This window comes from Nocardioides sp. Z30_9 (assembly GCF_058215735.1).
Window position 1 is genome coordinate 84,144 of the sequence record NZ_JBZAJF010000002.1, and the last position, 24,749, is coordinate 108,892.

The 24,749-nt window shown below is 70.0% G+C and carries 20 protein-coding genes and 1 tRNA gene; 9 read left to right on the plus strand and 12 right to left on the minus strand.

From position 1 onward, the window contains the following. Positions 1 to 28: 28 nt before the first annotated feature. The 3 genes from AC4BGB_RS11115 to AC4BGB_RS11125 form a co-directional block, all read right to left on the minus strand. A tRNA-Asn gene (locus tag AC4BGB_RS11115) sits at positions 29 to 101 on the minus strand. Between the two features lie 7 nt (positions 102 to 108). Beyond that, entirely contained in the window at positions 109 to 1,647 is a 1,539-nt protein-coding gene (locus AC4BGB_RS11120; RefSeq protein ID WP_490546891.1) for a lysyl oxidase family protein, read from the minus strand. A 101-nt stretch (positions 1,648 to 1,748) separates the two neighbouring features. After that, a complete protein-coding gene (locus AC4BGB_RS11125; RefSeq protein WP_490546892.1) occupies positions 1,749 to 3,092 on the minus strand; it encodes a flavin-containing monooxygenase in 1,344 nt (447 codons plus the stop codon). Positions 3,093 to 3,201: 109 nt separating this feature from the next. Between AC4BGB_RS11125 and AC4BGB_RS11130 the strand changes: the two genes are divergently transcribed. Both AC4BGB_RS11130 and AC4BGB_RS11135 read left to right on the plus strand, forming a co-directional pair. Beyond that, the gene (locus tag AC4BGB_RS11130; protein ID WP_490548431.1) at positions 3,202 to 5,163 is read left to right on the plus strand and encodes a M13 family metallopeptidase; all 1,962 of its coding nucleotides are present in this window, start codon (positions 3,202 to 3,204) and stop codon (positions 5,161 to 5,163) included. A gap of 149 nt (positions 5,164 to 5,312) precedes the next feature. Beyond that, entirely contained in the window at positions 5,313 to 6,158 is an 846-nt protein-coding gene (locus tag AC4BGB_RS11135; RefSeq protein WP_490546893.1) for a methylenetetrahydrofolate reductase, read from the plus strand. Positions 6,159 to 6,225: 67 nt separating this feature from the next. On the opposite strand, the gene AC4BGB_RS11140 is transcribed toward AC4BGB_RS11135, so the two are convergent. The 5 genes from AC4BGB_RS11140 to AC4BGB_RS11160 are packed head-to-tail and all read right to left on the minus strand — an operon-like array spanning position 6,226 to position 11,094. Continuing rightward, positions 6,226 to 6,921: a DUF1638 domain-containing protein gene (locus AC4BGB_RS11140; RefSeq protein ID WP_490546894.1), complete on the minus strand. Its 696-nt coding sequence runs from the start codon at positions 6,919 to 6,921 to the stop codon at positions 6,226 to 6,228. After that, positions 6,854 to 8,755 (minus strand): ASKHA domain-containing protein, encoded by a 1,902-nt coding sequence (locus tag AC4BGB_RS11145; protein WP_490546895.1) that lies wholly within the window; start codon positions 8,753 to 8,755, stop codon positions 6,854 to 6,856. Before AC4BGB_RS11145 ends, AC4BGB_RS11140 begins: the two co-directional genes overlap by 68 nt. Further along, positions 8,752 to 9,642, minus strand: a complete 891-nt coding sequence (locus tag AC4BGB_RS11150) for a dihydropteroate synthase (protein ID WP_490546896.1) — start codon at positions 9,640 to 9,642, stop codon at positions 8,752 to 8,754. Before AC4BGB_RS11150 ends, AC4BGB_RS11145 begins: the two co-directional genes overlap by 4 nt. Beyond that, a complete protein-coding gene (locus AC4BGB_RS11155) occupies positions 9,639 to 10,304 on the minus strand; it encodes a corrinoid protein (protein ID WP_490546897.1) in 666 nt (221 codons plus the stop codon). The genes AC4BGB_RS11150 and AC4BGB_RS11155 overlap by 4 nt, the downstream gene beginning before the upstream one ends. Continuing rightward, positions 10,294 to 11,094 carry an IclR family transcriptional regulator gene (locus AC4BGB_RS11160; RefSeq protein WP_490546898.1) on the minus strand — a complete coding sequence of 267 codons (801 nt, stop codon included), beginning with the start codon at positions 11,092 to 11,094 and terminating at the stop codon, positions 10,294 to 10,296. The genes AC4BGB_RS11155 and AC4BGB_RS11160 overlap by 11 nt, the downstream gene beginning before the upstream one ends. A gap of 136 nt (positions 11,095 to 11,230) precedes the next feature. Between AC4BGB_RS11160 and AC4BGB_RS11165 the strand changes: the two genes are divergently transcribed. Then, a complete protein-coding gene (locus AC4BGB_RS11165; protein WP_490546899.1) occupies positions 11,231 to 12,697 on the plus strand; it encodes a trimethylamine methyltransferase family protein in 1,467 nt (488 codons plus the stop codon). Further along, positions 12,697 to 13,596: a formyltetrahydrofolate deformylase gene (gene purU, locus AC4BGB_RS11170; protein WP_490546900.1), complete on the plus strand. Its 900-nt coding sequence runs from the start codon at positions 12,697 to 12,699 to the stop codon at positions 13,594 to 13,596. The genes AC4BGB_RS11165 and purU overlap by 1 nt, the downstream gene beginning before the upstream one ends. A 37-nt stretch (positions 13,597 to 13,633) precedes the next feature. On the opposite strand, the gene AC4BGB_RS11175 is transcribed toward purU, so the two are convergent. The 4 genes from AC4BGB_RS11175 to AC4BGB_RS11190 all read right to left on the minus strand — a co-directional run bounded on the left by AC4BGB_RS11175 (position 13,634) and on the right by AC4BGB_RS11190 (position 17,316). Next, on the minus strand, positions 13,634 to 14,062 hold the full coding sequence (locus AC4BGB_RS11175) for a VOC family protein (protein WP_490546901.1): 429 nt from the start codon (positions 14,060 to 14,062) through the stop codon (positions 13,634 to 13,636). 9 nt (positions 14,063 to 14,071) lie between these two features. Next, complete coding sequence (locus AC4BGB_RS11180; protein ID WP_490546902.1) at positions 14,072 to 14,557, minus strand: helix-turn-helix domain-containing protein; 486 nt, start codon at positions 14,555 to 14,557, stop codon at positions 14,072 to 14,074. A gap of 65 nt (positions 14,558 to 14,622) precedes the next feature. Continuing rightward, positions 14,623 to 16,557, minus strand: a complete 1,935-nt coding sequence (locus tag AC4BGB_RS11185) for a TolB family protein (protein WP_490546903.1) — start codon at positions 16,555 to 16,557, stop codon at positions 14,623 to 14,625. 117 nt (positions 16,558 to 16,674) lie between these two features. Continuing rightward, positions 16,675 to 17,316: a ribonuclease H family protein gene (locus AC4BGB_RS11190; protein ID WP_490546904.1), complete on the minus strand. Its 642-nt coding sequence runs from the start codon at positions 17,314 to 17,316 to the stop codon at positions 16,675 to 16,677. 124 nt (positions 17,317 to 17,440) lie between these two features. Here AC4BGB_RS11190 and AC4BGB_RS11195 point away from each other — a divergent pair, with 124 nt between their 5' ends. From AC4BGB_RS11195 to AC4BGB_RS11215, 5 genes are all read left to right on the plus strand, one after another. After that, positions 17,441 to 18,217 carry an IclR family transcriptional regulator gene (locus AC4BGB_RS11195; protein ID WP_490546905.1) on the plus strand — a complete coding sequence of 259 codons (777 nt, stop codon included), beginning with the start codon at positions 17,441 to 17,443 and terminating at the stop codon, positions 18,215 to 18,217. A 147-nt stretch (positions 18,218 to 18,364) separates the two neighbouring features. Next, complete coding sequence (locus AC4BGB_RS11200; protein WP_490546906.1) at positions 18,365 to 19,840, plus strand: aldehyde dehydrogenase family protein; 1,476 nt, start codon at positions 18,365 to 18,367, stop codon at positions 19,838 to 19,840. Positions 19,841 to 19,874: 34 nt separating this feature from the next. Continuing rightward, positions 19,875 to 21,599 (plus strand): choline dehydrogenase, encoded by a 1,725-nt coding sequence (gene betA / locus AC4BGB_RS11205; RefSeq protein ID WP_490546907.1) that lies wholly within the window; start codon positions 19,875 to 19,877, stop codon positions 21,597 to 21,599. Continuing rightward, positions 21,596 to 22,687, plus strand: coding sequence for a quaternary amine ABC transporter ATP-binding protein (locus AC4BGB_RS11210; protein WP_490546908.1), 1,092 nt, complete (start codon positions 21,596 to 21,598; stop codon positions 22,685 to 22,687). Before betA ends, AC4BGB_RS11210 begins: the two co-directional genes overlap by 4 nt. Beyond that, positions 22,684 to 24,723: an ABC transporter permease gene (locus tag AC4BGB_RS11215; RefSeq protein ID WP_490546909.1), complete on the plus strand. Its 2,040-nt coding sequence runs from the start codon at positions 22,684 to 22,686 to the stop codon at positions 24,721 to 24,723. Before AC4BGB_RS11210 ends, AC4BGB_RS11215 begins: the two co-directional genes overlap by 4 nt. The last annotated feature ends 26 nt before the right edge of the window (positions 24,724 to 24,749 follow it).

Sequence of the window (24,749 nt, forward strand, 5' to 3'; positions counted from 1 at the left end):
CGGGAGGGAACTTCTCTGGGACGTTGTGCTGGCGGACAAGGACTCGAACCTTGACCATCTCCTCGAACGAAGGAGTGCTCTGCCAATTGAGCTACCCGCCATGGTGGCTCACAGCCCGCTGTCCGCCGAGACGAACGCGACCGTGTTGCCGGTGATGCGGATCGTGGACACCGCCACGTTGTTCGACTCGTCCTTCTCCTTCCAGAACCCCTGCCAGTCGGCGGTCACCCGGACCTTGTAGGTGCCGTCCGGGAGGCCGGTGATGTCGATGGCCTGGTCGGGGAGGCTCGAGGGATAGGTGTCCCCCCAGCCGACCGAGAGCCCGTGCACGATGCTGGTGGCGTTGGGCTGCGCCTGGCCGCACGAGGTGGCGTTGGGCTGCGCCTGGCCGCACGAGGTGGCGTTGGCGTACACCGGGAAGCTCGGGACCGGGCCGGACGGGGCCTGGCTCCACGTGCTGCTGCGGGAGGTGTTGTCCTCGAAGCAGTAGCCGTGCTTCTCGCCCACCTTGACGAACTTGCCGGTGCTGTCCAGCAGCTCGTACTTGTCGAAGTCGCGGATGTGCCAGTGGTTGTGCCCGTCGCCGGCGTAGAAGAACGAGGCACCCGAGTCGCCCAGCGTGGTGGACGAACCGTCGCTGCTCATCACCACCTGACGGCCGACCCAGTCCACAGCTGAGGTGCTCGAGCGGGTGCCGCGGATCTCCAGGGGCCCGTCACCGACGTTGGCGGTGATCACCGGGAACTTGAGCAGCTTGGCTCCACCGGAGTTGGTCACGAAGTACCCGTGGCCACCGCTGGGGTCCTGGCTCAGGGTGCGGTCCAGCTTGTGCACCCGGACGTCGGGGTACAGCGGCGTACCGGTGCCACCACCCGGCGGGGGCGGCGGCGGAGGCGGGGGCGGCGGCGCCGATCCGTCGGTGTCCAGGATCGCGCTGAAGCCGACCTGGGCGTTGGCCTTGAGCCAGGTCGCGGCCGTCCCGTGCGCGGAGAGCACGTAGCCGTTGCCGGTGGGGATGGTCATGTTGCCCACCCGGTCCTGGACGCGGGTCACCTTCTGGTTGACCACCTCGACCTCGACGCCGTACTCGTTGGTGTCCGTGGTGGTCCCGTAGGCGGCGGTGTAGCGGATCAGCTGGTTGCTCAGGCGCCGGGCGTTGTTGGCGTCGATCACCCGGGAGTTGGATCCCGCCGAGGGCCCCGCGATGGTCACCCTGGTCGCGTTCTCCGGGGTGGAGCCGCCCGGAGGCGGGACAGTGCCCTCGGTGACCGGCGCGTTCAGGACCGCGTTCGTCTTCAGGAAGCTGCGACTCGTGCCGTGCCCGGACAGGACGAACCCGTTGGTCGGGATCGTCATGTTGCCGACCCCGTCCTCGAACTTGACGACCTTGCCGCCCACCACGGCTGCCTCGAACCCGTAGGAGTTGGTGCCGGTCCTGGCCCCCCTCGCGGGGGTGTACTTGATCAGCAGGTTGGCACCGCGGTAGACGTCGACGCCGTCGATGGAGTGGCCCCTGGTCCCGACGACGACGGTGCCGGCCGCCTGGGAGGCGCTGGTCAGCAGCACCGTGAACATCGCTGCGACGATCACGAGCGTCAGCCCGAGAACCCCGAGCCGTCGCCGCGAGGGCAAGGTCTGGACACGCATGGAAACTCCTGAGCGGTGGGCCGTGGATCAGGGCCAACCTAGGGACCACACCAGGAGCGGCACATCAGCCGTTCGACGTAGTCAGTGGTGAAAGCTGCGGCTCACCCGCGGGCGGCGGCACGCTTGCGCGAGCGCTTCTGCTCCTTGAGGATCTCCGCCCGGTAGGCGTGGAAGTCGACCTGCAGGGTGTGGCGCTTGGAGGCGACGTAGCGCTTGCGCAGCCCTTCGTCGTACGACGCGATCTGCCGGCGCATCTCTTCGGCGGAGGGAAGGGCCCCTCGCCCGGTGAGGAGGTCGGCCACCCACACCGACTGGGCCTCGGCCAGCGGCATCAGCGCGCCCAGTGCCTGGATCAGCCCGATGAAGTAGAGCCCGGGGTGGTCCGGGTGCACGACTCGGCGGTAGAGGTCGACGTGGTTGTCCTCGGCGCGCACCACCTCGTCGGTGAAGAACGGGAACGTCACCTTGTAGCCGGTGCAGTAGATGACGACGTCGTACTCCCCCGAGGTGCCGTCGACGAAGAAGACCTTGGAGCCCTCGAAGCGGTCGATGTTGGGGCGAACGGTGATGTCGCCGTGCCCGAGGCGGTTCAGGAGGTCCTGGTTGATGGTGGGGTGGGCGTGCAGCACCTTGTGGTCCGGCTCGGGCAGGCCGTAGTCGGTCACCTTGCCCTGGCTGAGCCGGAGCAGCGTCGCCATCGCCAGCTGCTGCAGCTTGAGCGGGCCGCGCGCGAGGGGTGAGTCGGTGAGGTGGTCGGTCGGCATCCCGAACATGTACTTGGGCAGGATGTGCGCGCCGCGGCGCATCGCGAGGTCGGTGCTCGCGGCGACCCGGCTGGACTCGACCGACAGGTCGCAGGCGGTGTTGCCGATACCGAGCACGAGCACGCGCTTGCCGACCAGCGGCTCGGGCGTGCGGTAGTAGTGGGCGTGGAGCTGCTCGCCCGGGAACGTGTCCGCCCCCGGGAACGACGGCTCGGGCCAGCGCGGGTCCCAGTGGTGGCCGTTGGCCACGATCACGTCGCGGTAGGTGCGCGTCTGCGGCTCGCCGCCGTCGCGGGACCGGAAGGTGACCTCCCAGCGGGCGTCGTCCGCCCGGGGAGCCGCCGGGCGGACTCGCGTCACCTCGGTGCGGAACGTGATCTTGTCCCGGAGGCCGAAGTGGTCCACGAACGACTCGAAGTACGCCGCGATCTGGCGGTGACTGGGGTAGACGGGCAGCGACTCGGGCATCGGGTAGGCGGCGTACTGCATCAGCTGCCGCGAGGTGTTGATGTGCAGGGACTCGTAGGCCGAGGACATCTCGTTGTCGTTGTCGTAGCGCCAGTTGCCGCCGACCCCGCTGCCGGCCTCGAAGCAGTCGAACTCGACGCCGGCCGCCTGGAGGGACTGTGCTGCGGTGATCCCCGACGACCCCGCGCCGATGATGCAGACGGATGCGGTCATCGCGCGCAACGTGTCGGGAGGCTCATGGGGCGAGAGCCTAAGGCCGCGCCGGGGTGGAGGCGACGTATAGGTTGGCGCCGTGACGATTCTCGACGACGCCCGCGAGGGCATGAACCCGGCCATCCGCCCACAAGACGATCTCTTCGGTCACGTCAACGGCACCTGGCTGGAGACCGCGGAGATCCCCGCCGACCGCTCCTCCTGGGGCCCGTTCGTGCTGCTCTCCGACGCCGCCGAGGAGCACGTGCGCGAGATCATCGAGGCCTGCGCGAGCGGGGTCTCGACCGACGGATCCGAGACCGGCGAGGACTCCACCCCCGCGCGGGCCGACGAGGCCCGCAAGATCGGGGACCTCTACGCCAGCTTCATGGACGAGGAGCGGGTCGAGGCGCTCGGCCACACCCCCATCCTCCCGCTGCTCGAGCGCATCGACGCCCTCAGCGACGTCAGCGAGCTCGGCGAGTTCCTGGGCTACTTCGAGCGCCGCGGCGGCGGCGGGGTGTTCGGGTCCTACGTCAACGCCGACGACCGTGACTCCGAGCGCTATGTGGTCAACGTGGTGCAGGGCGGCATCGGCCTGCCCGACGAGAGCTACTACCGCCAGGACGAGTTCGCCGAGATCCGCGAGAAGTACCTCGCCTACCTGGCCCGCATCCTGAGCCTCGCCGAGCGCCCCGACCCCGACGGCTCCGCGGCCCGGGTGCTCGCCCTGGAGACCCGGCTCGCCAAGGGCCACTGGGAGCGGGCCGAGACCCGTGACGTGATCAAGACCTACAACCTCACCACGCTCGAGGAGTTCAAGGCCACCGTGCCGAGCTTCGACGTCGACGCGTGGGTGACGGCGCTGGGCGGGTCCGAGGAGACGATCAAGGAGCTGATCGTCCGGGAGCCGTCGTACCTGACGCACCTCGAGACGGTCCTCGCCGACACCCCGATCGAGGACTGGAAGGCGTTCCTCTCCGTGCGCGCCATCCGCACGGCCGCGTCGTACCTCTCCAGCGGGTTCGTGGAGGCCAACTTCGACTTCTACGGCCGCACGCTCTCCGGCACCCCCGAGCTCCGGGCCCGCTGGAAGCGCGGCGTCGGCCTGGTCGAGGGCGCGCTGGGCGAGGCCGTGGGCCGGGAGTACGTCGCCCGGCACTTCCCGCCGCGCTCGAAGGAGATGATGGACGAGCTGGTGGAGAACCTGCTCGAGGCCTACCGCCGCTCCATCACCGACCTCGACTGGATGAGCGAGGAGACCAAGCAGCGCGCGTTCGAGAAGCTGGACAGCTTCCGGCCCAAGATCGGCTACCCGGAGAAGTTCCGCGACTACTCCGACCTGCAGATCAGCGCCGACAGCCTGGTCGACAACGTGCTGGCCGCGACCGCCTTCGAGACCGACCGCGAGCTGAACAAGATCGGCTCGCCGGTGGACCGCGACGAGTGGTTCATGCTGCCGCAGACCGTGAACGCCTACTACAACCCCGGGACCAACGAGATCTGCTTCCCCGCGGGCATCCTGCAGCGGCCGTTCTTCGACGCCGACGCCGACCCGGCCGAGAACTACGGCGGCATCGGCGCGGTGATCGGTCACGAGATCGGTCACGGCTTCGACGACCAGGGCGCGCAGTACGACGGCGCAGGCAACCTCAACGACTGGTGGAGCGCGGACGACAAGGCCGCGTTCGAGGTGAAGTCCAAGGCGCTGATCGAGCAGTACGACGCCTTCGAGCCGCGCGACCTGCCCGGCGAGCACGTCAACGGCGCGCTCACCGTCGGGGAGAACATCGGCGACCTCGGCGGCCTCACCATCGCCCACAAGGCCTACCTGATCTCCCTCGAGGGATCCGAGATGCCCGAGCGCGACGGCCTCACCGGCGAGCAGCGGCTGTTCCTGAGCTGGGCCTACGTGTGGCGCACCAAGCGTCGCCTCGAGCTGGCCAAGCAGTTCCTGACCACCGACCCGCACAGCCCGCCGGAGTTCCGCGCCAACATCGCCCGCAACCTCGAGGAGTTCCACCGCGCCTTCGAGACCCAGCCCGGCGACGGTCTCTGGCTCGACCCCGAGGACCGCGTCCGCATCTGGTGACCTCGCGCGTCGTACGGCGGCGACCGGGCAATTGCGTCCCGCCGTACGACGCCGACCGGGCAATTGCGTTCCGTCGCGCCCTTGTCGCGGGCGGTCCGGCGCGTTAGCGTGAACCCCTCAGCGCTGCGTAATACGAAACGAGTCTCATCATGCGCAACAAGACGGTGGCTCGGAACCAGACCCTTCATCGCCTGCTGACCCATGCCCGCTACGAGGTCCTGCCGACGGCGACGACCGAGGAGAAGGTGCTCGCCTCGGTCCCACGCGACGTGCCGGTGACAGTGACCGCCTCGGGCGCCAAGGGCCTCGAGGCCACGCTGTCCCTCGCCGAGACCCTGGCCGGCCACGGCTACGTGAGCGTGCCCCACCTCGCCGCCCGGATGATCAGCGGCCGCTCCGAGCTCGCGGAGATCTGCGCCCGGCTGGCGCAGTCCGGCATCACCCAGGTCTTCGTCCCCGGAGGCGACGTCGACCCGGTCGGTGACTACCCCGACGCGTTCAGCCTGCTGGAGGACCTCACTGCACTCGACGCGCCGTTCGACCACATCGGCGTCACCGGGTATCCCGAGACCCACCCCAAGATCACCGACGACCTCACCGTGCAGGCGATGTGGGACAAGCGCCGCCACGCCACGCACGTGGTCAGCAACCTGACCTTCGACGCCGGCGCCATCAAGAACTGGGTCGGGCGGATGCGCGGCCGTGGCGTCACGATGCCGTTGCTGCTCGGCATGCCCGGGCCGATCGACCGCGCCAAGCTGCTGGCGATGGCGACCAAGATCGGCGTCGGCGAGTCGACGCGGTTCCTCGCCAAGCACAAGAGCACCTTCGCCCGCCTCGCGGCGCCCGGCGGGTTCACCGGAGAGCGGTTCCTCGAGGAGTGTGCGGTCACCGCGGCGCGCCCGGAGTCACTGATCGAGGGCCTGCACATCTTCACCTTCAACCAGATCGACGCCACCGAGCAGTGGCGTCAGGAGCTGCTGGCGCGCCTCTGAAGCTTCCAGATGCGACGTCTCGGCGGGTGCTGGGGTTTCAGATGGGACGTCTCGGCGGGCGCTGGGGTTAGGTGAGGAGGCTTTCCAAGGCCTGTTCCAGGCCCCCTTGGCCGGTGGGTACGACGGTGAGGGGGAGGCCGATGCGGAAGGCGGCGGCCTCGGCGGCCTCGCGCAGCTCGGGGGTCTCGTCCTGGGCGAGCCAGACCATCCGGGTGTAGTGGCGGAAGTAGTCGTCGCGCAGCTCGGGCCACCGGTCCAGGCCGAGCTCGGTCTCCACCGTGCGGGCGAACGACTTCACCAGGAAGTCGGTGAGCAGGTAGGTGCCGGGCTGGTCGGCGAAGAAGGACTCGATCCGGCTGGCCCCGGCGTACACGTCGTAGCAGTGGAGTCCCTCGAGGCGCCGCAGGCCGAGCCGGTCGCAGACCTCGTCGAGGGCGCCGTAGGTGCCGCAGTCGGCGTACCCCACCGCGACGGTGTCGTACGACGAACCGAGCCGGCCTGCGAGCACCGCGACAGCCCCGGCGATCAGGTGCGGCTGGTTGTGCAGCAGCGGCGGCAGCGGGTGCACGTCGACTGGCCACCCCTGCTGCTCCACGATCCGGGCCGCCGGCTGGGCGATCGCGCCGCAGGCGATCAGGGCGGTGGTGGTGACCTGCTCGTGAGGGTCTCGACCATCCGCTCGCTGCTCGACCAGGTCACGTGGGGAAGGAGAGCTGGTCGACGAATTTGTCGTTGAAGTCGGGTCGGTCGGAGAGCTCGACATACTTCACCTCCTCCAGCAGCGTGGCTGCGCCGGCGCGCTCGCGCAGGGAGAGCAGCGCCATCTTGGCGCCCTCCCCGGCGACGTTGCCCGCGGAGACGATGCGCAGCACCGGCAGCTTGGGCACCAGCCCGATCCGGACCGCGGCGGCCGGTGAGAGGTAGGAGCCGAACGAGCCCGCCAGCAGGACCTGCTGGACGTCGGCGTGCTCGAGGCCGAGCTCCTCGAGGAGCAGCGTCCACCCGGTGGCGATCGCGGCCTTGCCGAACTGCAGCTCGCGCACGTCGCGCTGGGAGAGGTAGACGCTGTCGCGGACCTCGGTCTCCGGATCCGGACGGTCCAGCACGAAGACCCGCTCCTCGCCGATCCGCGCGAACCGGTCGGCGAGCCCGGGCGCACGCAGCGCCGCGTCCTCGTCGGGCACGAACCGGCCGCTGGCGTCGAGCAGCCCGAGCCGCGACAGCTCCGCGACGGCGTCGACCAGTCCGGAGCCGCACAGTCCCTTGGCGGGGACGTCGCCGATCACCTGCAGGGTCACCCCCGCAGCCGGGTCGAGCCTGACCACCTCGATGGCCCCCTCCGCGGCGCGCATGCCGCAGCGGATGGCACCACCCTCGAAGGCCGGCCCCGCCGGCGCGGCGGTGGACAGGATGGTGTCGCCGTTGCTGAGCACGATCTCGCAGTTGGTGCCGACGTCGATGAACAGCCGGGTGCGCTTGTCGCGGTCCATCCCGGTGGCGAGCATGCCGGCCACGATGTCGCCGCCGACGTAGGCGCCCAGCGCCGGGAACATCACCGCCTGCGCCCGCGGGTGCAGGCCCAGGCCGAGGTCCCGGGCGAGCACGACGGGCGGCTGGGCGGTGGTCATCACGAACGGGGCCACCCCCAGCGGCTCGGGGTCGATGCCGAGCACCAGGGCGGTCATCGTCGCGTTGCCGGCGATCGCCACCTCGTAGACGTGCAGCGGGTCGACACCACCCTCGGCGCACACCTCTCGCGCCAGCTCGTCGAGCGTCTCGGAGGCCAGCGCCTGCAAGCGTCCCAGCGCGTCGGGATCCATCATGGTGGCGCTGATCCGGGTGATCACGTCTCCACCGAAGGGCTGCTGCTTGTTCATCCGCGAGGCGACCGCGACCGGGGTGCCGGTGTTGAGGTCGAGCAGGGTGGCCACCACGGTGGTGGTGCCCAGGTCGAAGGCGATCGCGTGCCGGTGGCCGGTGGTGTCGCCGGGCTCCACGTCGATCAGTGTCTCGTCGACGACGACCGCGGTCACCTTGAAGTCGGCCTCCCGCAGCACCTTCGGCAGCCGGCGCAGCACCTCGAGCTCGATGGTCAGCTCGAGGTCCTCGATCGCGTCGGTGAGTCGCTGCAGGTCGCTGCGCTGGTCCGAGAGCGACGGGTCCGACAGCTCGACGTACCGCTTCTGCACCGCGGGACGAAGGATCACCTGGCGGCCGACACCGACCGTGGCGGCCTTGGGTCGGGTGGTCAGCGGGGGGACGCTGATCTTCAGGTCCCGGGTGGCGGTGGCCAGGCAGGCGAGGCGCCAGCCGTCGGCCAGCTCGGCCTCGCTGAACGTACGCCGCTCGTGGCGCGAGACCGGCAGCCCGGAGGCGTCACCCGTGTCGATGCGCACCTTGCACTTGTGGCAGGTGCCGTGGCCACCGCAGGTGGAGTCGATCGCGATCCCGTTCCAGGACCCCGAGTCGAACACGGTGACGCCGGGCGGGACCCGGACCTCGCGGTCCTGCCCGTCCTCGACGGTGAAGGACAGCTGGACCCGCCCGACCCCGTCCTGCGGGGTGGGCGACTCCTCGACCACCGGGACCCCGGTCACGCCGACGCGGCCGCCTGGGCCGCCGCCTGAGCCGCCCGGTGGCGGGAGATCCAGGCCATCCCCCACTCGTCGTGGCCCATCAGGAGGTCGGTGGCCTTGACCATGGAGACCACCTCGGGGGTGCGGGTGTCCATGATCGCGCTGGTCAGGCCGGCGGTCATCGCCATCGACAGGAAGGTGCCGTTGAGGACGTGGCGCCCCGGCATCCCGAAGGAGACGTTGGAGGACCCGCAGGTCATGTTCAGCCCGTGCTTGTCGCGGATCCCGCGCATGGTCTCCAGCGTCGCGAGCCCGTTGGTCACGTCGGCACCGATCGGCATCGCCAGCGGGTCGATCACGATGTCCTCGATCGCGATGCCGTACTCGGTGGTGGCGACCCGGACGATCTTGTCCACCAGCGCCAGTCGCTTCTCCGGCTCCATCGGGATCTCGTCCACGTCGTTGGGAAGCGCGATCACCGCGGCGTCGTACTTCTTGACCAGCGGGAGGATCTGCTCCATCCGCTCGTCCTCGGCGGTGATCGAGTTGACCAGCGCGCGCCCGTTGTACGCCGCAAGGCCTGCCTCGAGCGCCTCCACGACCGAGGAGTCGATGCACAGCGGGAGGTCGGTCAGCTCCTGCACCATCGTGACCACCTTGGCGAGCAGCTCGGCCTCGTCGACCAGCGGCACGCCCATGTTCACGTCGAGCACGTCGGCGCCGCCCTCGACCTGGGCCTTCACGTCGCGCTCCACCGCGGAGAGGTCCCCGGCCCGGATCTGCTCCTGGAAGATGCGCCGCCCGGTGGGGTTGAGCCGCTCGCCGATCAGGCAGAAGCGGTGCTGGCGCCCGATCACGACCTCGCGGGTGGCCGAGCGCAGCCGGGTCTCGTGCATCGGCGCGGTCATGCGGACACCTTGGCGCGACGCTCCTGGAGCAGGGCCTTGGCCTTGCGCACGCAGCCGGAGGCGTCGGCGGCGTACCCGTCCGCGCCCACGGCGTCGGCGTACTCCTGGGTGACCGGGGCGCCGCCGACCATCACGATCACGTCGTTGCGCATGCCGGCCTTCTCGAGCGCGTTCATGTTGGCCTTGAACATCGGCATCGTGGTGGTCAGGAACGCCGAGAACCCGACGATGTCGGGCTGGTGCTCCTCGATCTTGGCGATGAAGGTCTCCGGAGCCACCTGGACGCCGAGGTCGATCACCTCGAACCCGGCCCCCTCGAGCATGATGTTGACGAGGTTCTTGCCGATGTCGTGCACGTCGCCCTTGACGGTGCCCATCAGGAACTTGCCGACGGTCTCCACCCCGGTCTCGGCGAGCAGCGGGCGCAGCACCTCCATGGACCCGGCCATCGCGCGTCCGGCGATGAGCATCTCCGGCACGAAGAAGTCACCTCGCTCGAACCGGGCACCCACCTCCTCCAGGGAGGGGATCAGCGCGTCGAAGAGCAGGTTCTGCGGCTCCATGCTCATTCCCAGCGCTTCGTGGGTGAGCTCGAGGACTCTCGGGGCGTTGCCGACCAGGGTCTCGTCGTAGAGCCCCTGCAGGATCTCTTCAGGTGTCATGCTGCGCCCCTTCCTGGGCCTCCGTGCGGGTTCCGTGGCGAAGGAGCCGGGACAGCGCCTCCGTCTGTTCCATCAGGAGCCGACCCACATGGTCGGTCCTGTCCTCGAGCCGGGCCGTGGGGCCGGAGACCCCGATGGCGGCGACCGCGATGGTGTCCGGGCCGAGGACCGGCGCCGCGACCCCGGCGAGCCCCACCTCGAGCTCGTCGATGGTGATCGCGAAACCACGGCCGCGGGCGAGACCGAGGTCCGCCTCGAGCTCGGTCCGCGTCGGCAGCGTCTGCTCCGTGCACTGCTCCAAGGGGTCCTCGGGAGTCTTCAGCACGTTCCAGGCGAGCATCACCTTGCCCAGCGCCGAGCAGTGCGAGGGGACCTCGACGTCGGTCCAGTCACGAGCCCCGAGCAGGAACGTCGAGTCCACCTGGGCGATGTGGGCGACCCGGCCGCCGTTGGCGACCGCGAGGTGCACGGACTCACCGGTCTCGGCACCGATCTTCTCCAGCATCGGGGTGGCGAGCCGGGCCAGCTGTGCGTTGCGGTCGTGCCGGGCGGCGTACAGCACGAACAGCGGCCCGCCGATGTACTCCCCGCTGGGCAGCCGCTCCACGAGCCGGGTGCGCTCGAGGGCCGCGAGCAGTCGCGACGTGGTGGACCTGGCGAGGCCGGTGGTCTCGATCAGCTCACCGAAGCTCACCGGCGCGTCCGCCTCGACCACGAGCGTGACCAGCAGGGCGGCCCGGTCCACCGCCTGGGTGCCGCCGACGTTCTCGATGACCGATGTGCTGGCCACTCTTGACCTGCCTTCCCGGTTCAGTCCAGTGTGTCGGTGGAAGCCTGCTCCCACGATGTGGAACTCTGTGCCCACATGGTGAGGCTAGGTTTCCTCAACCGCCGGGTCAAGCACCTCGGGCCGCGAACCACAGGGAGTGACGATGTTCCGCAACCAGATGCCCCGTTACGAGATCCTTTCCGAGCAGGCGATGGCCACCCTCGACGCGGGCTGGCGCCGGTTGGTCTCCGAGCTCGGCGTGGAGTTCATGAGCCAGCGGGCCCTCGACCTCCTCGGCGCCGCGGGCCAGCGGGTGGAGGGCGACAAGGTGTTCTTCGACCCTGAGTTCATTCTCGAACAGGTGGCCAAGGCACCCCGTGAGTTCGACCTGCAGGCCCGCAACCCGGCGAACAACCTGCACATCGGCGGCGACATGATGGCCTTCGGTGCGGTCTACGGCCCGCCGTTCGTGCGCGAGGGCGCCGTACGCCGCGACGCGACCATGGACGACTTCAAGAACTTCACCAAGCTCGCGCAGTCGTTCCCGATCATGGACTCCGCCGGCGGTGTCATCTGCGAGCCGAACGACACCCCGCTGGACAGCCGCCACCTCGACATGACCTACGCGCTGGCCACGCTCACCGACAAGGTGTTCATGGGCAACGTGGTCTCCGGTCCCAACGCCCGCGACACGATCGAGCTGACCTCGATCCTGCTCGGCGGCAGCAAGGGCCGCGAGGCCGGCCGCGCGAGCATGGAGCAGACGCCCGCCCTGATCTCGCTGATCAACTGCAACTCCCCGCTGCGCTGGGACGACCGGATGCTCGACTCGCTGTTCGAGTACGCCGAGGCCAACCAGGCCGTCGTGCTCACGCCGTTCATCCTGATGGGCGCGATGTCGCCGGTCACGATCCCGGCCGCCCTGGTCCAGCAGATCGCGGAGGCCCTGACCGGCATCGCGCTGGCCCAGCTGATCCGGCCCGGCTGCCCGGTGGTCTTCGGCTCGTTCCTGTCCAACATCGACATGCAGTCCGGGTCCCCGACCTTCGGGACCCCGGAGTCGGGCATCGGCCTGCTCTGCACCGGCCAGATCGCCCGCCACTTCGGCCTCCCGTTCCGCTCCGGCGGCACGCTCACCTCCTCGCAGGTCCCGGATGCGCAGGCCGGCTACGAGGCGCTGATGACCCTGATGCCGACCTTCCTGGCCGGCGCCAACTGGGTGATGCACTCCGCCGGCTGGCTGGAGGGCGGACTGGTCGCCGGCTACGAGAAGTTCATCGTCGACATCGAGCTGCTCCAGATGATGCAGGCGGAGTTCACCCCGCTCGAGATCAACGAGGACTCGCTGGCCTTCGGGGCCCACGAGGAGGTGGGCGCCGGCGGCCACTTCCTGGGCGCGATGCACACCATGGAGCGCTTCCGCACCTGCTTCTACCGGCCGCTGCTCTCGTCCTCGGAGAACTTCGAGCGCTGGACCCGCAACGGGGGGAACGACGCCGCAGCGAGGGCCTCTAAGATCTACCAGGACAGGCTCACCGCCTACGAGCAGCCGGCGCTCGAGGAGTCGATCAGGGCCGAGATGGAGGAGTTCGTGGTACGCCGTCGCAAGGAACTCGGCGACTGATGGCAGCGATCTCGCTCGACCGGACCTCCGCCAACGCGGGCAACCCCTCCGGTGACTTCGTGCTCATCCTCGACTGCCCGGACCAGCCCGGCATCGTGCACGCGGTCTCGGGTTTCCTGTTCGAACGCGGTGGCAACATCGTGGAGAGCCAGCAGTTCTTCGACCGGCTCAACGGCCGCTTCTTCATGCGCATCGACTTCGCGCTGAACGAGCCCGGTGTCACGGCGGAGTCGCTGCGCACCGACTTCGCCGAGATCGGTCGCAGCTTCGCGATGACCTTCGAGATCTGGGGTGCCCGGGTCCCCTACCGGACCCTGGTGATGGTCAGCAAGCAGCTGCACTGCCTCAACGACCTGCTCTTCCGCACCGCGAACGGCGACCTGCAGATCGACATCCCGGTGGTGGTCTCCAACCACCCCGACGCCGAGGCGCTGGTGCGCAGCCACGGCATCGACTTCCGCCACATCCCGGTCACGCCCCAGACCAAGGCCGAGGCGGAGGCCGAGCTCCTGGCGCTGCACGACGAGCTCGACATCCAGCTCGTCGTGCTCGCGCGCTACATGCAGGTGCTCTCCGACGACGCCTGCCGCCGCTTCGAGGGGCACGCGATCAACATCCACCACTCGTTCCTGCCGAGCTTCAAGGGCGCCAAGCCCTACCACCAGGCCTTCGAGCGCGGGGTCAAGCTGATCGGCGCCACCGCCCACTACGTCACCGCGGACCTCGACGAGGGCCCGATCATCGAGCAGGACGTCATCCGGGTCGACCACAACCACAACCAGGCCCAGCTCACCGCGGCGGGCCGCGACGTGGAGGCACAGGTGCTCTCCCGGGCCGTGCGCTGGCACTCGGAGTCCCGGGTGCTCCTCGACGGCAGCCGGACGGTCGTCTTCCGCTAGCCCACCTCAGTCGAGGTCGGCCTCAGTCGAAGTCGGCCTACTCGAAGTCTGCTTGGGTCCAGGGCTTCTGCTCGACCAGCACCATCCAGTTCCCGGAGTTGTCGCGGCACACGGCCTCGACGCCGTACGGGCGCTCCTCGGGCTCCTGGAGGAACTGCACACCCTTGGCCTTGAGCTCCTCGGCGGTCTTGCGGCAGTCGTCGACGGCGAGCCCGAGCCCGTTCATGCCGCCCCCGTCCAGCGCACGGTTCATCGCCTCGACCAGGTCCGGGGCGAACGGCGGGCCGGGCGTGGTCAGGTGCACCTGGAGCTCGGGCTGGTTGGGCTGCACCACCGTGCACCAGCGGTAGTCGTCCCCGAGGGTCAGGTCGGCGCCCTCGACGAAGCCGAGGACGTCGAGGTAGAACCGCTTGGACGCGTCGATGTCCTTGACGAAGACCGAGGCGAGGCTGATGTTGGTGATCATGTCCTCACGCTAGGACTCGGGACCGACGTCCGGCTTCTCCTCGCTTGCGCAACGTTCGGCCAGCCCCCACATGAACACGTAGCAGCCCGGGATCCGCGGGGCCTGCGCTCCCCAGCGCGACTGGAACTCCCGTGGGCTCTCCCCCACGACCTGGCGGAACCTGCTGCTGAAGGAGCCCAGGCTGGAGAACCCCACCGCATGGCAGACCTCGGTCACGCTCAGCGTGGTGGCCCGCAGCAGGTCCTGGGCCCGCTCGATGCGCCGCTCGGAGAGGTACGCCGCCGGCGTGACGCCGTACGTCGCCCGGAACAGCCGGTGGAAGTGGTACTTACTCAGGCCCGCCGTGCCCGCGAGGAGGTCGAGGTCGATCGGCTCGGCGTAGTGCCGGTCCACGTGGTCCCGCGCCCGGCGCAGGTGCACGAGCACGTCCCCGGGCGCCCGGCTCGCCGGGCGGCTCCCCGTCCTGGCGGGGCCCGGAGGCTGCGGTGGCGTCACGTCCGGCTCCGTCCCTCGGCGGCTCGGGTTCCAGGGCTCAGCAGTCGGGCCCCGGCTCTCGCGGCTCAGGGGGCGCTGAGGTCCCGCACGAACACATCACCGTACCCACCGTTGGCGTCGCTCGCCACGAGGTCGGTCGCCTCGGAGAAGAACGCGAGGTAGGTCCCGTTGGCCGAGAGCCTCGGCGCGGAGCTGTGACCGTTGCCGGCAGCAGATCCCGAGACGTTGCGGGAGACCAACTCGATCGTCCCGGTCCCCGAGCGCCACACGTACACGTCGTCGAAGACGTTCTTGTCGGCGGTGGAGAGGTCTCTCTCCTCGGAGCGGAACGCCACCAGGGAGCCGTTGCCGGAGATCGAGGGCGCGTCGCTGGAGATCCGCGAGCCGCTGCCACCGGGACGGCGGGAGACGAGCTGGGGGGCGCCCTGCGTCATCTGGCGCAGGTAGACGTCGGGCTGGCCGTCGGCGTCGCTGGCCGAGATGTTGGTCGCCTTCGAGGAGAACGCGACCACGCTCCCGTTCGCGGAGATGGCCGGCTCCTCGGAGTCTCCGTCGGCGGGCCCCCCGGCCGAGCTGGTGGACACCAGCCGCTGCTCACCCTCGTCGAGGTTGCGCACGAACACGTCGAGGCGGTCGTTGGTGTCGCCCACGACCAGGTCCGAGGCCGCGGAGGTGTAGGCGACATGGGTGCCGTCGTCGGAGATGACCCCTTCATAGGTGGCGCCGTTAGTCGGTCCACCCTCGGTGTCCAGGGAGACCATCCGGATCCCGGCGTTCTCCCGGTCCCAGACGAACAGGTCGCGGACGCCGTTGGTGTCCCCCGCGATCAGGTTGGAGCCCTCGGAGACGAAGGTGACGAAGCGGCCGTTGCCGGAGACCGACGGACGCTCGGCGCGGACGAAGCCACTGGTGTTGTTCGGGTTGACGCGGGTGACGGCACCGTTGGTGCGGTCCCACAAGAAGACGTCGGCGGCGTTGTTCGTGTCGCCCGTGACGAGGTCCGAGGCAGATGATCGGAAGGCGACCCAGCGCCCGTCGGCTGAGATGTCGGGCTGGGTGCTCGCGCCGTTGCCCGGGCGGCCGGCACGGGAGCGGGACACCAGGAGGGTGGCACCGGTGGCGCGGTCCCACACGAACACGTCACTGGTGCCGTTGGTGTCGTTGGCGACCAGGTTTGCGACGCTCGACTCGAAGACCACGAACCGGCCGTCCGCCGAGGGGGACCCGTCGAAGCTCGCCCTCTCCACGCTCTTCGCGGGGAGCCCGGAGGTGGGCGATGCCGTCCGGGCATAGGTGAAGGTCGGCGCCACGGCGGGACTGCCGACGGTCGCGGCTCCGGCCGAGGCCAGCGCGCGGGCACGGTAGGAGATGCGGCCGGGGACCCGGTTGCGGAACGTGAAGCTCACCCGGCCCGCGGCCGACTCCCGGCCGCCGGCGACGTAGGCCCAGGCCGAGCCGGTCCAGCGCTCCAGGTGGACGGCGCGGCCGGTGCGGGCCGGCGTGAAGGCCGCGCTCGCCGTGGAGGGCTCACCGACGCGTCCCGCCGACAACGTCAACCAGCCCCGCTGCGGCAGGGTGCGCACGCCGCGCGCCACCGAGACCGCGAGCTTCAGCTTCTTGCGCTTGACCTTGATGGCGGGGACGTAGGCCCGGTAGACCGTCGAGGCCGAGAGCGCCCGGGTGGAGAGGCGGTAGCTGCCGTCGCGAGCCGACCGGGTGGAGGTGACCGGCACCCAGCGGCGCCCGGCCAGGCGCTGCAGCCCCACGGGCCGGGAGACCCTCGGGGAGACCGTGCCCCGGAAGCTGAGCACCTCGCCTGCGATGGCGGTGGTGCGGGCGGCGTACAGGCTGATTTTGGACCGGACCGCGGCCTCGGCTGGGGCGCCGACCCCCACCAGCGTCGTCAGGGCGGTGACGACCGCCAGGGCCGCGACGCCGGCGCGCCGGTGGGTGCGGTTGCGCCCGGAGGCGGTCGCGAGAGGACGCTCGATGGCGCGCATGAGGACTTCCTCGGTTCGATTCTCGAGCCCGGCACGATGGACCTCGGACCGATGGCAACGACAATCTAACGCGGCTCGGATCCGCCATCACCGTGAATTCGAATTCCTCGGCACCGCTCAGCCGGGGTTGTGGCTCGCCTCCACCGCCAGCTGGTCGACGAGGTCGTTCATCGGGTGCCCGGAGTGACCCTTGACCCAGCGGAAGGTGACGTCACCGCGCTCCTCGACCAGGTCGATCAAGGGCTCCCAGAGATCGCGGTTGGCGACCGGCTTCTTGGCCGAGTTCACCCAGCCGCGAGCACGCCACCCGGTCCACCAGTTGTTCTTGAAGCAGTTCACGACGTACGTCGAGTCGCTGACCACCACCAGCTCGCCGGGCAGGGAGCGGATCGCCTCGTAGGCGGCCCGGACCTCCATCCGCTGGTTGGTGGTCGCCGGGTCGTGGCCGGAGTCCTGGGGCCCCCCCTCGACGGCCCACGCCCAGCCGCCGGGTCCCGGGTTGCCGCGGCAGGCGCCGTCGGTGAACACCACGGTGGCGCCCTCGGGGATCGGCTCGTCGGGTGCCTGCACCCGCGGGGCCTCCTTCGGCGTTCGCTTGCGTGCAGCGCTGCTGCCCCCCGAGGCGCTCGCCGTCGGCAACGTGGCTCCGGCGCAGGCGGCGTGCACCCACGTGGAACCGTCTGCGGAGCGGGCGATCTCGGCCGCCGGTTCGATGCGTTTCGCGCATGCCGCGCACTGCCCGGCATATCTCGCCTGCATCAGTTCTGGATCCCTTCGGTCGACGCCCCGGGTCGGGGCCGGTCACGGTCCGGATCATCCCACCCGCCCCTCCGGCCCGACTCGGCTGCCGGGGCCCGGACGCCGCAGGGTCTACGGTTGCGCGATGAGCAACTCGGCCCCCGAGGCAGGTGTCGGCGTGCAGTCCGTGGATCGGGCGCTGCGGATCCTCGAGATCCTGGCCCGCTCCGGCGAGTCGGGCGTCACCGACATCGCCGCGATGCTCGAGGTCCACAAGAGCACCGCCTTCCGGCTGGTCGCCACCCTGGAGCAGCACGGTCTCGTCGAGCAGGTCGAGGGACGGGGCAAGTACCGCCTCGGCGTGGGGCTGCTCCGTCTCGCCGGCGCGACCAGCGCCCGCCTCGACGTGGTCCAGGAGGCGCGTCCCCTGTGCAAGCAGCTGGCCGCCAGCACCGGGGAGACGGTCAACCTGGCCACGCTCAGCGGCCACAGCGCGCTCTACCTCGACCAGGTCGCCGGCCCCTCCGCGCTGCAGCCGCACAACTGGGTGGGCCAGCACATCCCGCTGCACGCGACCAGCAACGGCAAGGTGCTGCTGGCCTGGCTGCCACCCTCGGAGCTCGACGAGCTGCTCGGCGGGCTGCCGGCGTTCACCGGCTCCACGATCACCACCAAGGCCCAGCTGCGGCGCGCGCTCGAGCACGTCCGGGAGCAGGGGTACGCCGTGGCGGTGGACGAGCTCGAGGTCGGGCTGACCGCGATCGCCGCTCCGGTGCGCAACGCCCACGGCGACGTCATCTCCTCGATCAGCCTCTCCGGACCGACCTTCCGGCTGCCTCCCGAGCGGGTCAGCGAGGTGGTCCCCCAGCTCCTCGACGCGGCCGACGAGCTCTCCCACCGCCTGGGCTGGGGCGAGAGATGACCGGCCCCAATGCCGCTCCGCCCGGTTCAGACCGCTTGGTCTCGATCCGTGCACGAACCTTGACGGGACCGTCCGGGTTCTCCATTGTGTCTCAAATAGCGCCGAGGCGTTGCGAACAGCGCAACGACTAGGCGAGGACGGAACCTGATGCCCGAGAATTTCATCGACGGAGAATGGGTCTGCGCCCGCGAGGGCGGAAGACGCGAGATCCGCTGCCCGGGCACCGGCGAGCTGGTCGCCGAGATCGACGAGTCCACCGAGGTGGACACCGTCGCAGCGATCGGCGCAGCCCGAACGGCCTTCGACAGCGGGCCGTGGCCCGCCACCAGCGCACGTGAGCGCGGGGACCTGCTCCTGCGGGTCGCGGACCTGCTGCAGCGGGACAAGGCGGAGCTGGCCCGGATGGAGTCGCTGGACACCGGCAAGCGCCTGGTGGAGAGCGAGTACGACGTCGACGACGTCACCAGCGTCTTCGCGCACTTCGGCCGGACCGCCGACATCGACCCCGGCCGCGTCGTGGACACCGGCCGCGCCGACGTGGTCAGCCGCGTCGTCCGCGAACCCGTGGGGGTGTGCGGGCTGATCACGCCCTGGAACTACCCCCTGCTCCAGGTCTCGTGGAAGGTGGCCCCTGCCCTGGCGGCCGGCTGCACTTTCGTGCTCAAGCCGAGCGAGCTCTCCCCGCACACCGCGATCCACCTGATGCGCCTGCTCGACGAGGCCGGTGTGCCGGCCGGCGTGGCCAACCTCGTCGTCGGGGACGGCCCCGGCGCCGGAGGACCACTGAGCGAGGACCCGCGGGTGGACCTGGTGTCGTTCACCGGGGGCCTGCAGACCGGCAAGCACATCATGGCCGTCGCCTCGGGGACGGTGAAGAAGGTCGCCCTCGAGCTCGGTGGCAAGAACCCGAACATCGTCTTCGCCGACGCCGACCGGGAGAGCGCGCTGGACATGGCGCTGACCGCGGTCTTCCTGCACTCCGGGCAGGTCTGCTCCGCCGGCGCCCGGCTGCTCGTGGAGGACTCGATCCACGACGAGTTCGTCGCGGAGCTCGTCGAACGCGCGCGGAAGATCCGGCTCGGCGGCCCGTTCGACGAGTCGGCCCAGACCGGCGCGCTGATCTCGCTGGCCCACCTCGACAAGGTGACGGCGTACGTCGATGCCGGCATCGCCGAGGGCGCCACGCTCCTGCTCGGCGGGCAGCGGGTCACCGACGGCGACCTCGAGAACGGCTACTTCTTCGCACCCACGATCCTCGGCGACGTCGAGTCGCACATGAGCGTGGCGCAGGAGGAGTCGTTCGGTCCGGTGCTCACCGTGGAGCGGTTCACCGACGAGGACGACGCGGTACGGATCGCGAACGACTCGATCTACGGTCTCGCCGGCGCCGTGTGGACCCAGGACAGCGGCAAGGGCCAGCGCGTCGCGAGCCGGCTCCGGATGGGGACGGTGTGGATCAACGACTTCCACCCCTACGTGGCCCAGGCCGAGTGGGGCGGCTACAAGCAGTCCGGCATCGGGCGTGAGCTCGGCAGCGCCGGGCTCGAGGAGTACCTCGAGACCAAGCACGTGTGGCACAACATCGCGCCTGCACCGCAGGGCTGGTTCGGGGGTGGGGCATGAGGTCTCGACTGGGCTCGACCACCGGGGGTGGGTCATGACGCACTGGGACTACGTGATCGTGGGCGGGGGGTCGGCCGGGTGTGCGCTGGCCAACCGGCTCAGTGCGGACCCGGGCACCTCGGTGCTGGTGCTCGAGGCGGGACGCAGCGACGCCCGGATCGATCCGTTCATCCACATGCCCGCCGCGCTGCCCTTCCCGATCGGCAACAAGCTCTACGACTGGAAGTACGAGTCCGAGCCGGAGCCGTTCATGGACGGCCGCAAGGTCTACCACGCACGCGGCAAGGTGCTCGGCGGGTCGAGCTCGATCAACGGGATGATCTTCCAGCGCGGCAACCCCCTCGACTTCGAGCGCTGGGCTGCCGACGAGGGGATGAGCTCCTGGGACTACGCGCACTGCCTGCCGTACTTCAAGCGGATGGAGACCTGCCTCGCCGGGGCCGACACCTGGCGCGGTGGCAGCGGGCCGCTCGTGCTCGAGCGGGGCCCCGCGACCAGTCCTCTCTTCGGCGCCTTCTTCGAGGCCGTCCAGCAGGCCGGGCACCCGCTGACCGACGACGTGAACGGCTACCGCCAGGAGGGGTTCGCGGCCTTCGACCGCAACGTCCACCGCGGCCGCCGGCTCAGCGCCGCACGCGCCTACCTGCACCCGGTCCGCAAGCGGCCCAACCTGCGCGTCGAGACCCTCGCGATGGTGACCGGGCTGGTGACCGAGGGCGACCGGGTCACCGGCGTCGACTACCACCGGGCCGGACGCGGCGACCGCCGCGTCACCGCGTCCGAGGTGATCCTGTGCGGCGGGGCGATCAACTCCCCCCAGCTGCTCCTCCTGTCCGGCATCGGTCCCAAGGACGACCTCGAGAAGCTCGGGATCCCGGTCGTCGCCGATCTGCCCGGCGTCGGTGCCAACCTCCAGGACCACCTGGAGGTCTACATCCAGTACGCGAGCCTGCAGCCGGTCTCCATCGGCCCCTGGCTCAAGCACCGGCACAAGCCCCGGATCGGTGCGGAGTGGCTGTTCCTGCGCAGCGGTGTCGGCGCTTCGAACCACTTCGAGGCGGGCGGCTTCATCCGCAGCAACGACCGGGTCGACTACCCCAACCAGATGTTCCACTTCCTGCCGATCGCGATCCGGTACGACGGGTCGAAGCCGGCCGCCGACCACGGGTACCAGGTGCACATCGGCCCGATGTACTCCGACGTACGGGGCAACCTGACCCTGAAGTCCCGGGACCCCTACGAGCACCCGGCGCTGCAGTTCAACTACCTCTCCACCGAGAACGACCGGCGCGAGTGGATCGAGATGGTGCGGGCCGCTCGCGACATCCTCAACCAGCCCGCGTTCGCTGCGTTCAACGCCGGCGAGATCTCCCCCGGCCCCTCGGTCGAGACCGACCAGGAGATCCTCGACTGGGTGGCCAAGGACGCCGAGACAGCACTGCACCCGTCCTGCACCGCCCGGATGGGCACCGACGCGAACTCGGTCCTCGACCCCGAGACCATGCGAGTCCACGGGGTCCGGGGACTGCGGGTCGTCGACGCCTCCGCGATGCCCTACGTCACCAACGGCAACATCTACGCGCCGGTGATGATGCTCGCCGAGAAGTCCGCGGACCTGATCCTCGGCAACACCCCACTGCCCCCCTCGCAGGCTCCCTTCTACCGCTACCGCGAGGGCTCACCGCTCTACCCGCCCGGCGACCCGCGCAACGCGGGTCAACTCCAGAGCACTGCTCCTGACGGTGAGGACAGCCCATGACGAGCACCACGATCTCCGAAGATCCCACCGAGCGCGCCGAGAGCGGCGCGGCCCTCGAGGTGCGCGAGCTGTGGAAGATCTTCGGGCCGCGCGCCGACAAGATCATCGGCACCCCGGACGCCGACCTCTCGCGCAGCGACCTGAAGGAGAAGACCGGCTGCGTTGCCGGCGTCAAGGACGTCTCCTTCGACGTCGCCCCCGGCGAGGTCTTCGTCGTGATGGGGCTCTCCGGGTCGGGGAAGTCCACCCTGGTGCGCTGCCTGACCCGGCTGATCGAGCCGACCGCCGGCACGATCCGGATCGGCCAGGAAGACGTCACCGGCGCCAGCGCCGCCCAGCTGCGCGAGATGCGCCGCAAGCGGGTCTCGATGGTCTTCCAGCACTTCGGGCTGCTGCCCCACAAGCAGGTCATCGACAACGTCGCCTACGGCCTCGAGGTCCGCGGGATGGGCAAGAAGGAGCGCCGGGCCCAGGCGGGCAAGGTCGTCGACCTCGTCGGCCTGACCGGCTACGAGAACAACTACCCCGACCAGCTCTCCGGCGGCATGCAGCAGCGCGTCGGGCTGGCGCGGGCCCTGGCCGGCGACCCGGACATGCTCCTGTTCGACGAGCCGTTCTCGGCGCTGGACCCGTTGATCCGGCGCGACATGCAGAACGAGGTGATCCGCCTCCACGAGGAGGTCGGCAAGACGATGGTCTTCATCACCCACGACCTCGCCGAGGCCCTGAAGCTCGGTGACCGGATCATGATCCTGCGCGACGGCGAGGTCGTGCAGATCGGGACGCCCGACGAGGTGGTCGGGGCACCGGCCGACGAGTACGTCGCCGACTTCACCTCCGACGTACCCCGCTCGCACGTGCTCACCTTGAAGTGGGTGATGCGACCACCGCGCGAGGGCGACTCCACCGAGGGCCCGGTGATGCCGTCCACCACCGTGATCCGCGAAGCCGCGCAGGCCGCACTGGCCTCCGCACACCCGCTGCGGGTCGTCGACGACGGCCAGCTCGTCGGGATAGTCGACGACGAGGCGATCCTGCGTGTGGTGGTCGCCGAGGAGCGGGTGACGCCGATGGTCGAGAAGCCATGACCGCGGTCACCGAGGCCCCCGTCGCACCCGAGGGCCCCGGGAAGGAAGCACCACCCGAGGACGTGCAGTCGCGCGGCGTGCCCAAGTGGGCGTACGTGCTCGGGATCCTCGTGGTCTGGTACCTCGTCTGGACCTTCACCAAGGGCACCAACACCCTCGCCGTGCCCGGCCGCGAACGCACCGACTTGTGGAACGACCTCAGCGAGTTCCGCAACTCCGTGCTGGCCGGCCGCGACACCAACCCACTGATCCAGTTCACCACCAACATCGCCGAGATCTTCCGCAGCGTCTTCGACTGGCTGCAGCGGATGGTCTCCACCCCCGACTTCCCCCGCCCGGTCCCGCAGATCGGCTGGCTGGGCGTCACCGCTGTCGCCACCTGGGTCGGTCTCGCGGTGGCCAACTGGCGCATCGCGGTGCTGATCGCGGCCACCTTCGTCTCCTTCGGACTCCTCGGCTACTGGCAGGACTCGATCGACCTGCTGCTCGTGACGGGGCTCTCGGTGGGCCTCGCTGTGCTCATCGGAATGCCGCTCGCGGTGCTGGTCGGCACCCGGCCCCGCGCTCGTACGGTGATCACCTGGTTCCTCGACCTGATGCAGACGATGCCCACGTTCGTCTACCTGATCCCGGTGGTGCTGTTCTTCGGCATCGGCGTCTCCGGCGCGGTGGTGTGCACGCTGGTCTACGCGCTGCCACCGCTGGTCCGCATCGGCGGCTACGGCATCAGCAGCGTCTCCGCGACAACGATCGAGGCGACCGACTCCGCCGGCCAGAACGGCTGGCAGCGGCTGACCAAGGTGCAGATCCCGATGGCTCGCAAGACCATCATCGTCGGGCTCAACCAGACCACGATGGCGGCGCTGTCGATGGCGATCATCGCGTCGTACGTCGACGGTCCGGGGCTGGGCAAGCCGGTGCTCCGTGCGCTGGTGCGCAGCGACGTCGGCGGGGCGATCGTGCCGGGGCTCCTGATCGTGGCTATCGCGATCATGCTCGACCGGGCCACCACGGCGGCGAGCGAGCGAGCCGAGCTCGCCACCCGCGGACGCGGCCTCACCGGCCGCACCCGCCAGCTGGTGCTCGGGATCGGGGCCGCGGTCACCCTGGTCCTGCTGTGGGCCTCGCGCACCTACCCCGACGCCGCGGGCTTCCCCGCCTCGAAGCTGGGCTCCCGGCTCGCGGACACCCTGGACTCGTTCGTGAACGGGGTCGTGAACGTCATCGACGGCCCCGCGGGGAGCTTCAAGGACCTGGTCAGCGCCGTGCTGCTCAACCCGATGCAGGAGCTGCTCGCCGAGTCGCCGTGGTGGCTGGCCGGGCTGGCGATCGCCGGGATCGCCGTGGTGCTGGGGGGCGTGCGCGCCCTGGTCCCGACGCTGGTCTGCCTGGCCGGCATCTGGTTCTTCGACCTGTGGCACAACGCGATGATCACGCTGAACATGACCCTGGTCGCGACCCTGCTGGTGATGCTCCTGGCCGTGGTCCTGGGCGTCTGGATGGCGCGGCGCCCTCGCGCCGACCTGGTGCTGCGCCCGCTGCTCGACGCGGGACAGACGATCCCCGCGTTCGTCTACCTGATCCCGGTGCTGGCCCTGTTCGGTCCCAGCCGGTTCACCGCGATCGTCGCCGGCGTGGTCTACGCCGCCCCGGCCGCGATCAAGCTCGTGGCCGACGGGATCAAGGCCGTCTCGCCGACCACGATCGAGGCGTCGCGTTCCTCGGGCACCACCGCCTGGCAGGAGATCACCCAGGTACAGCTCCCGATGGCCAAGGGCTCGCTGGTGCTGGCCACCAACCAGGGCCTGCTCTACGTCCTGGCGATGGTCGTCATCGGCGGGCTCGTGGGCGCCGGCGGGCTCGGGTACGACGTCGTGCTCGGCTTCTCGCGCAGCGAGGAGTGGGGCAAGGGCGCTGCCGCAGGCATCACCATCGTCTTCCTCGGGATCATGATCGACCGGATCACCAAGGCCGCGGCCGCGGGCACCGGCAACGTCTCGACCGAGCGACGCCAGTGGTGGCGACCCGCTCTCTAACAGGTCTCGGAAAGGCCCCGACCGGG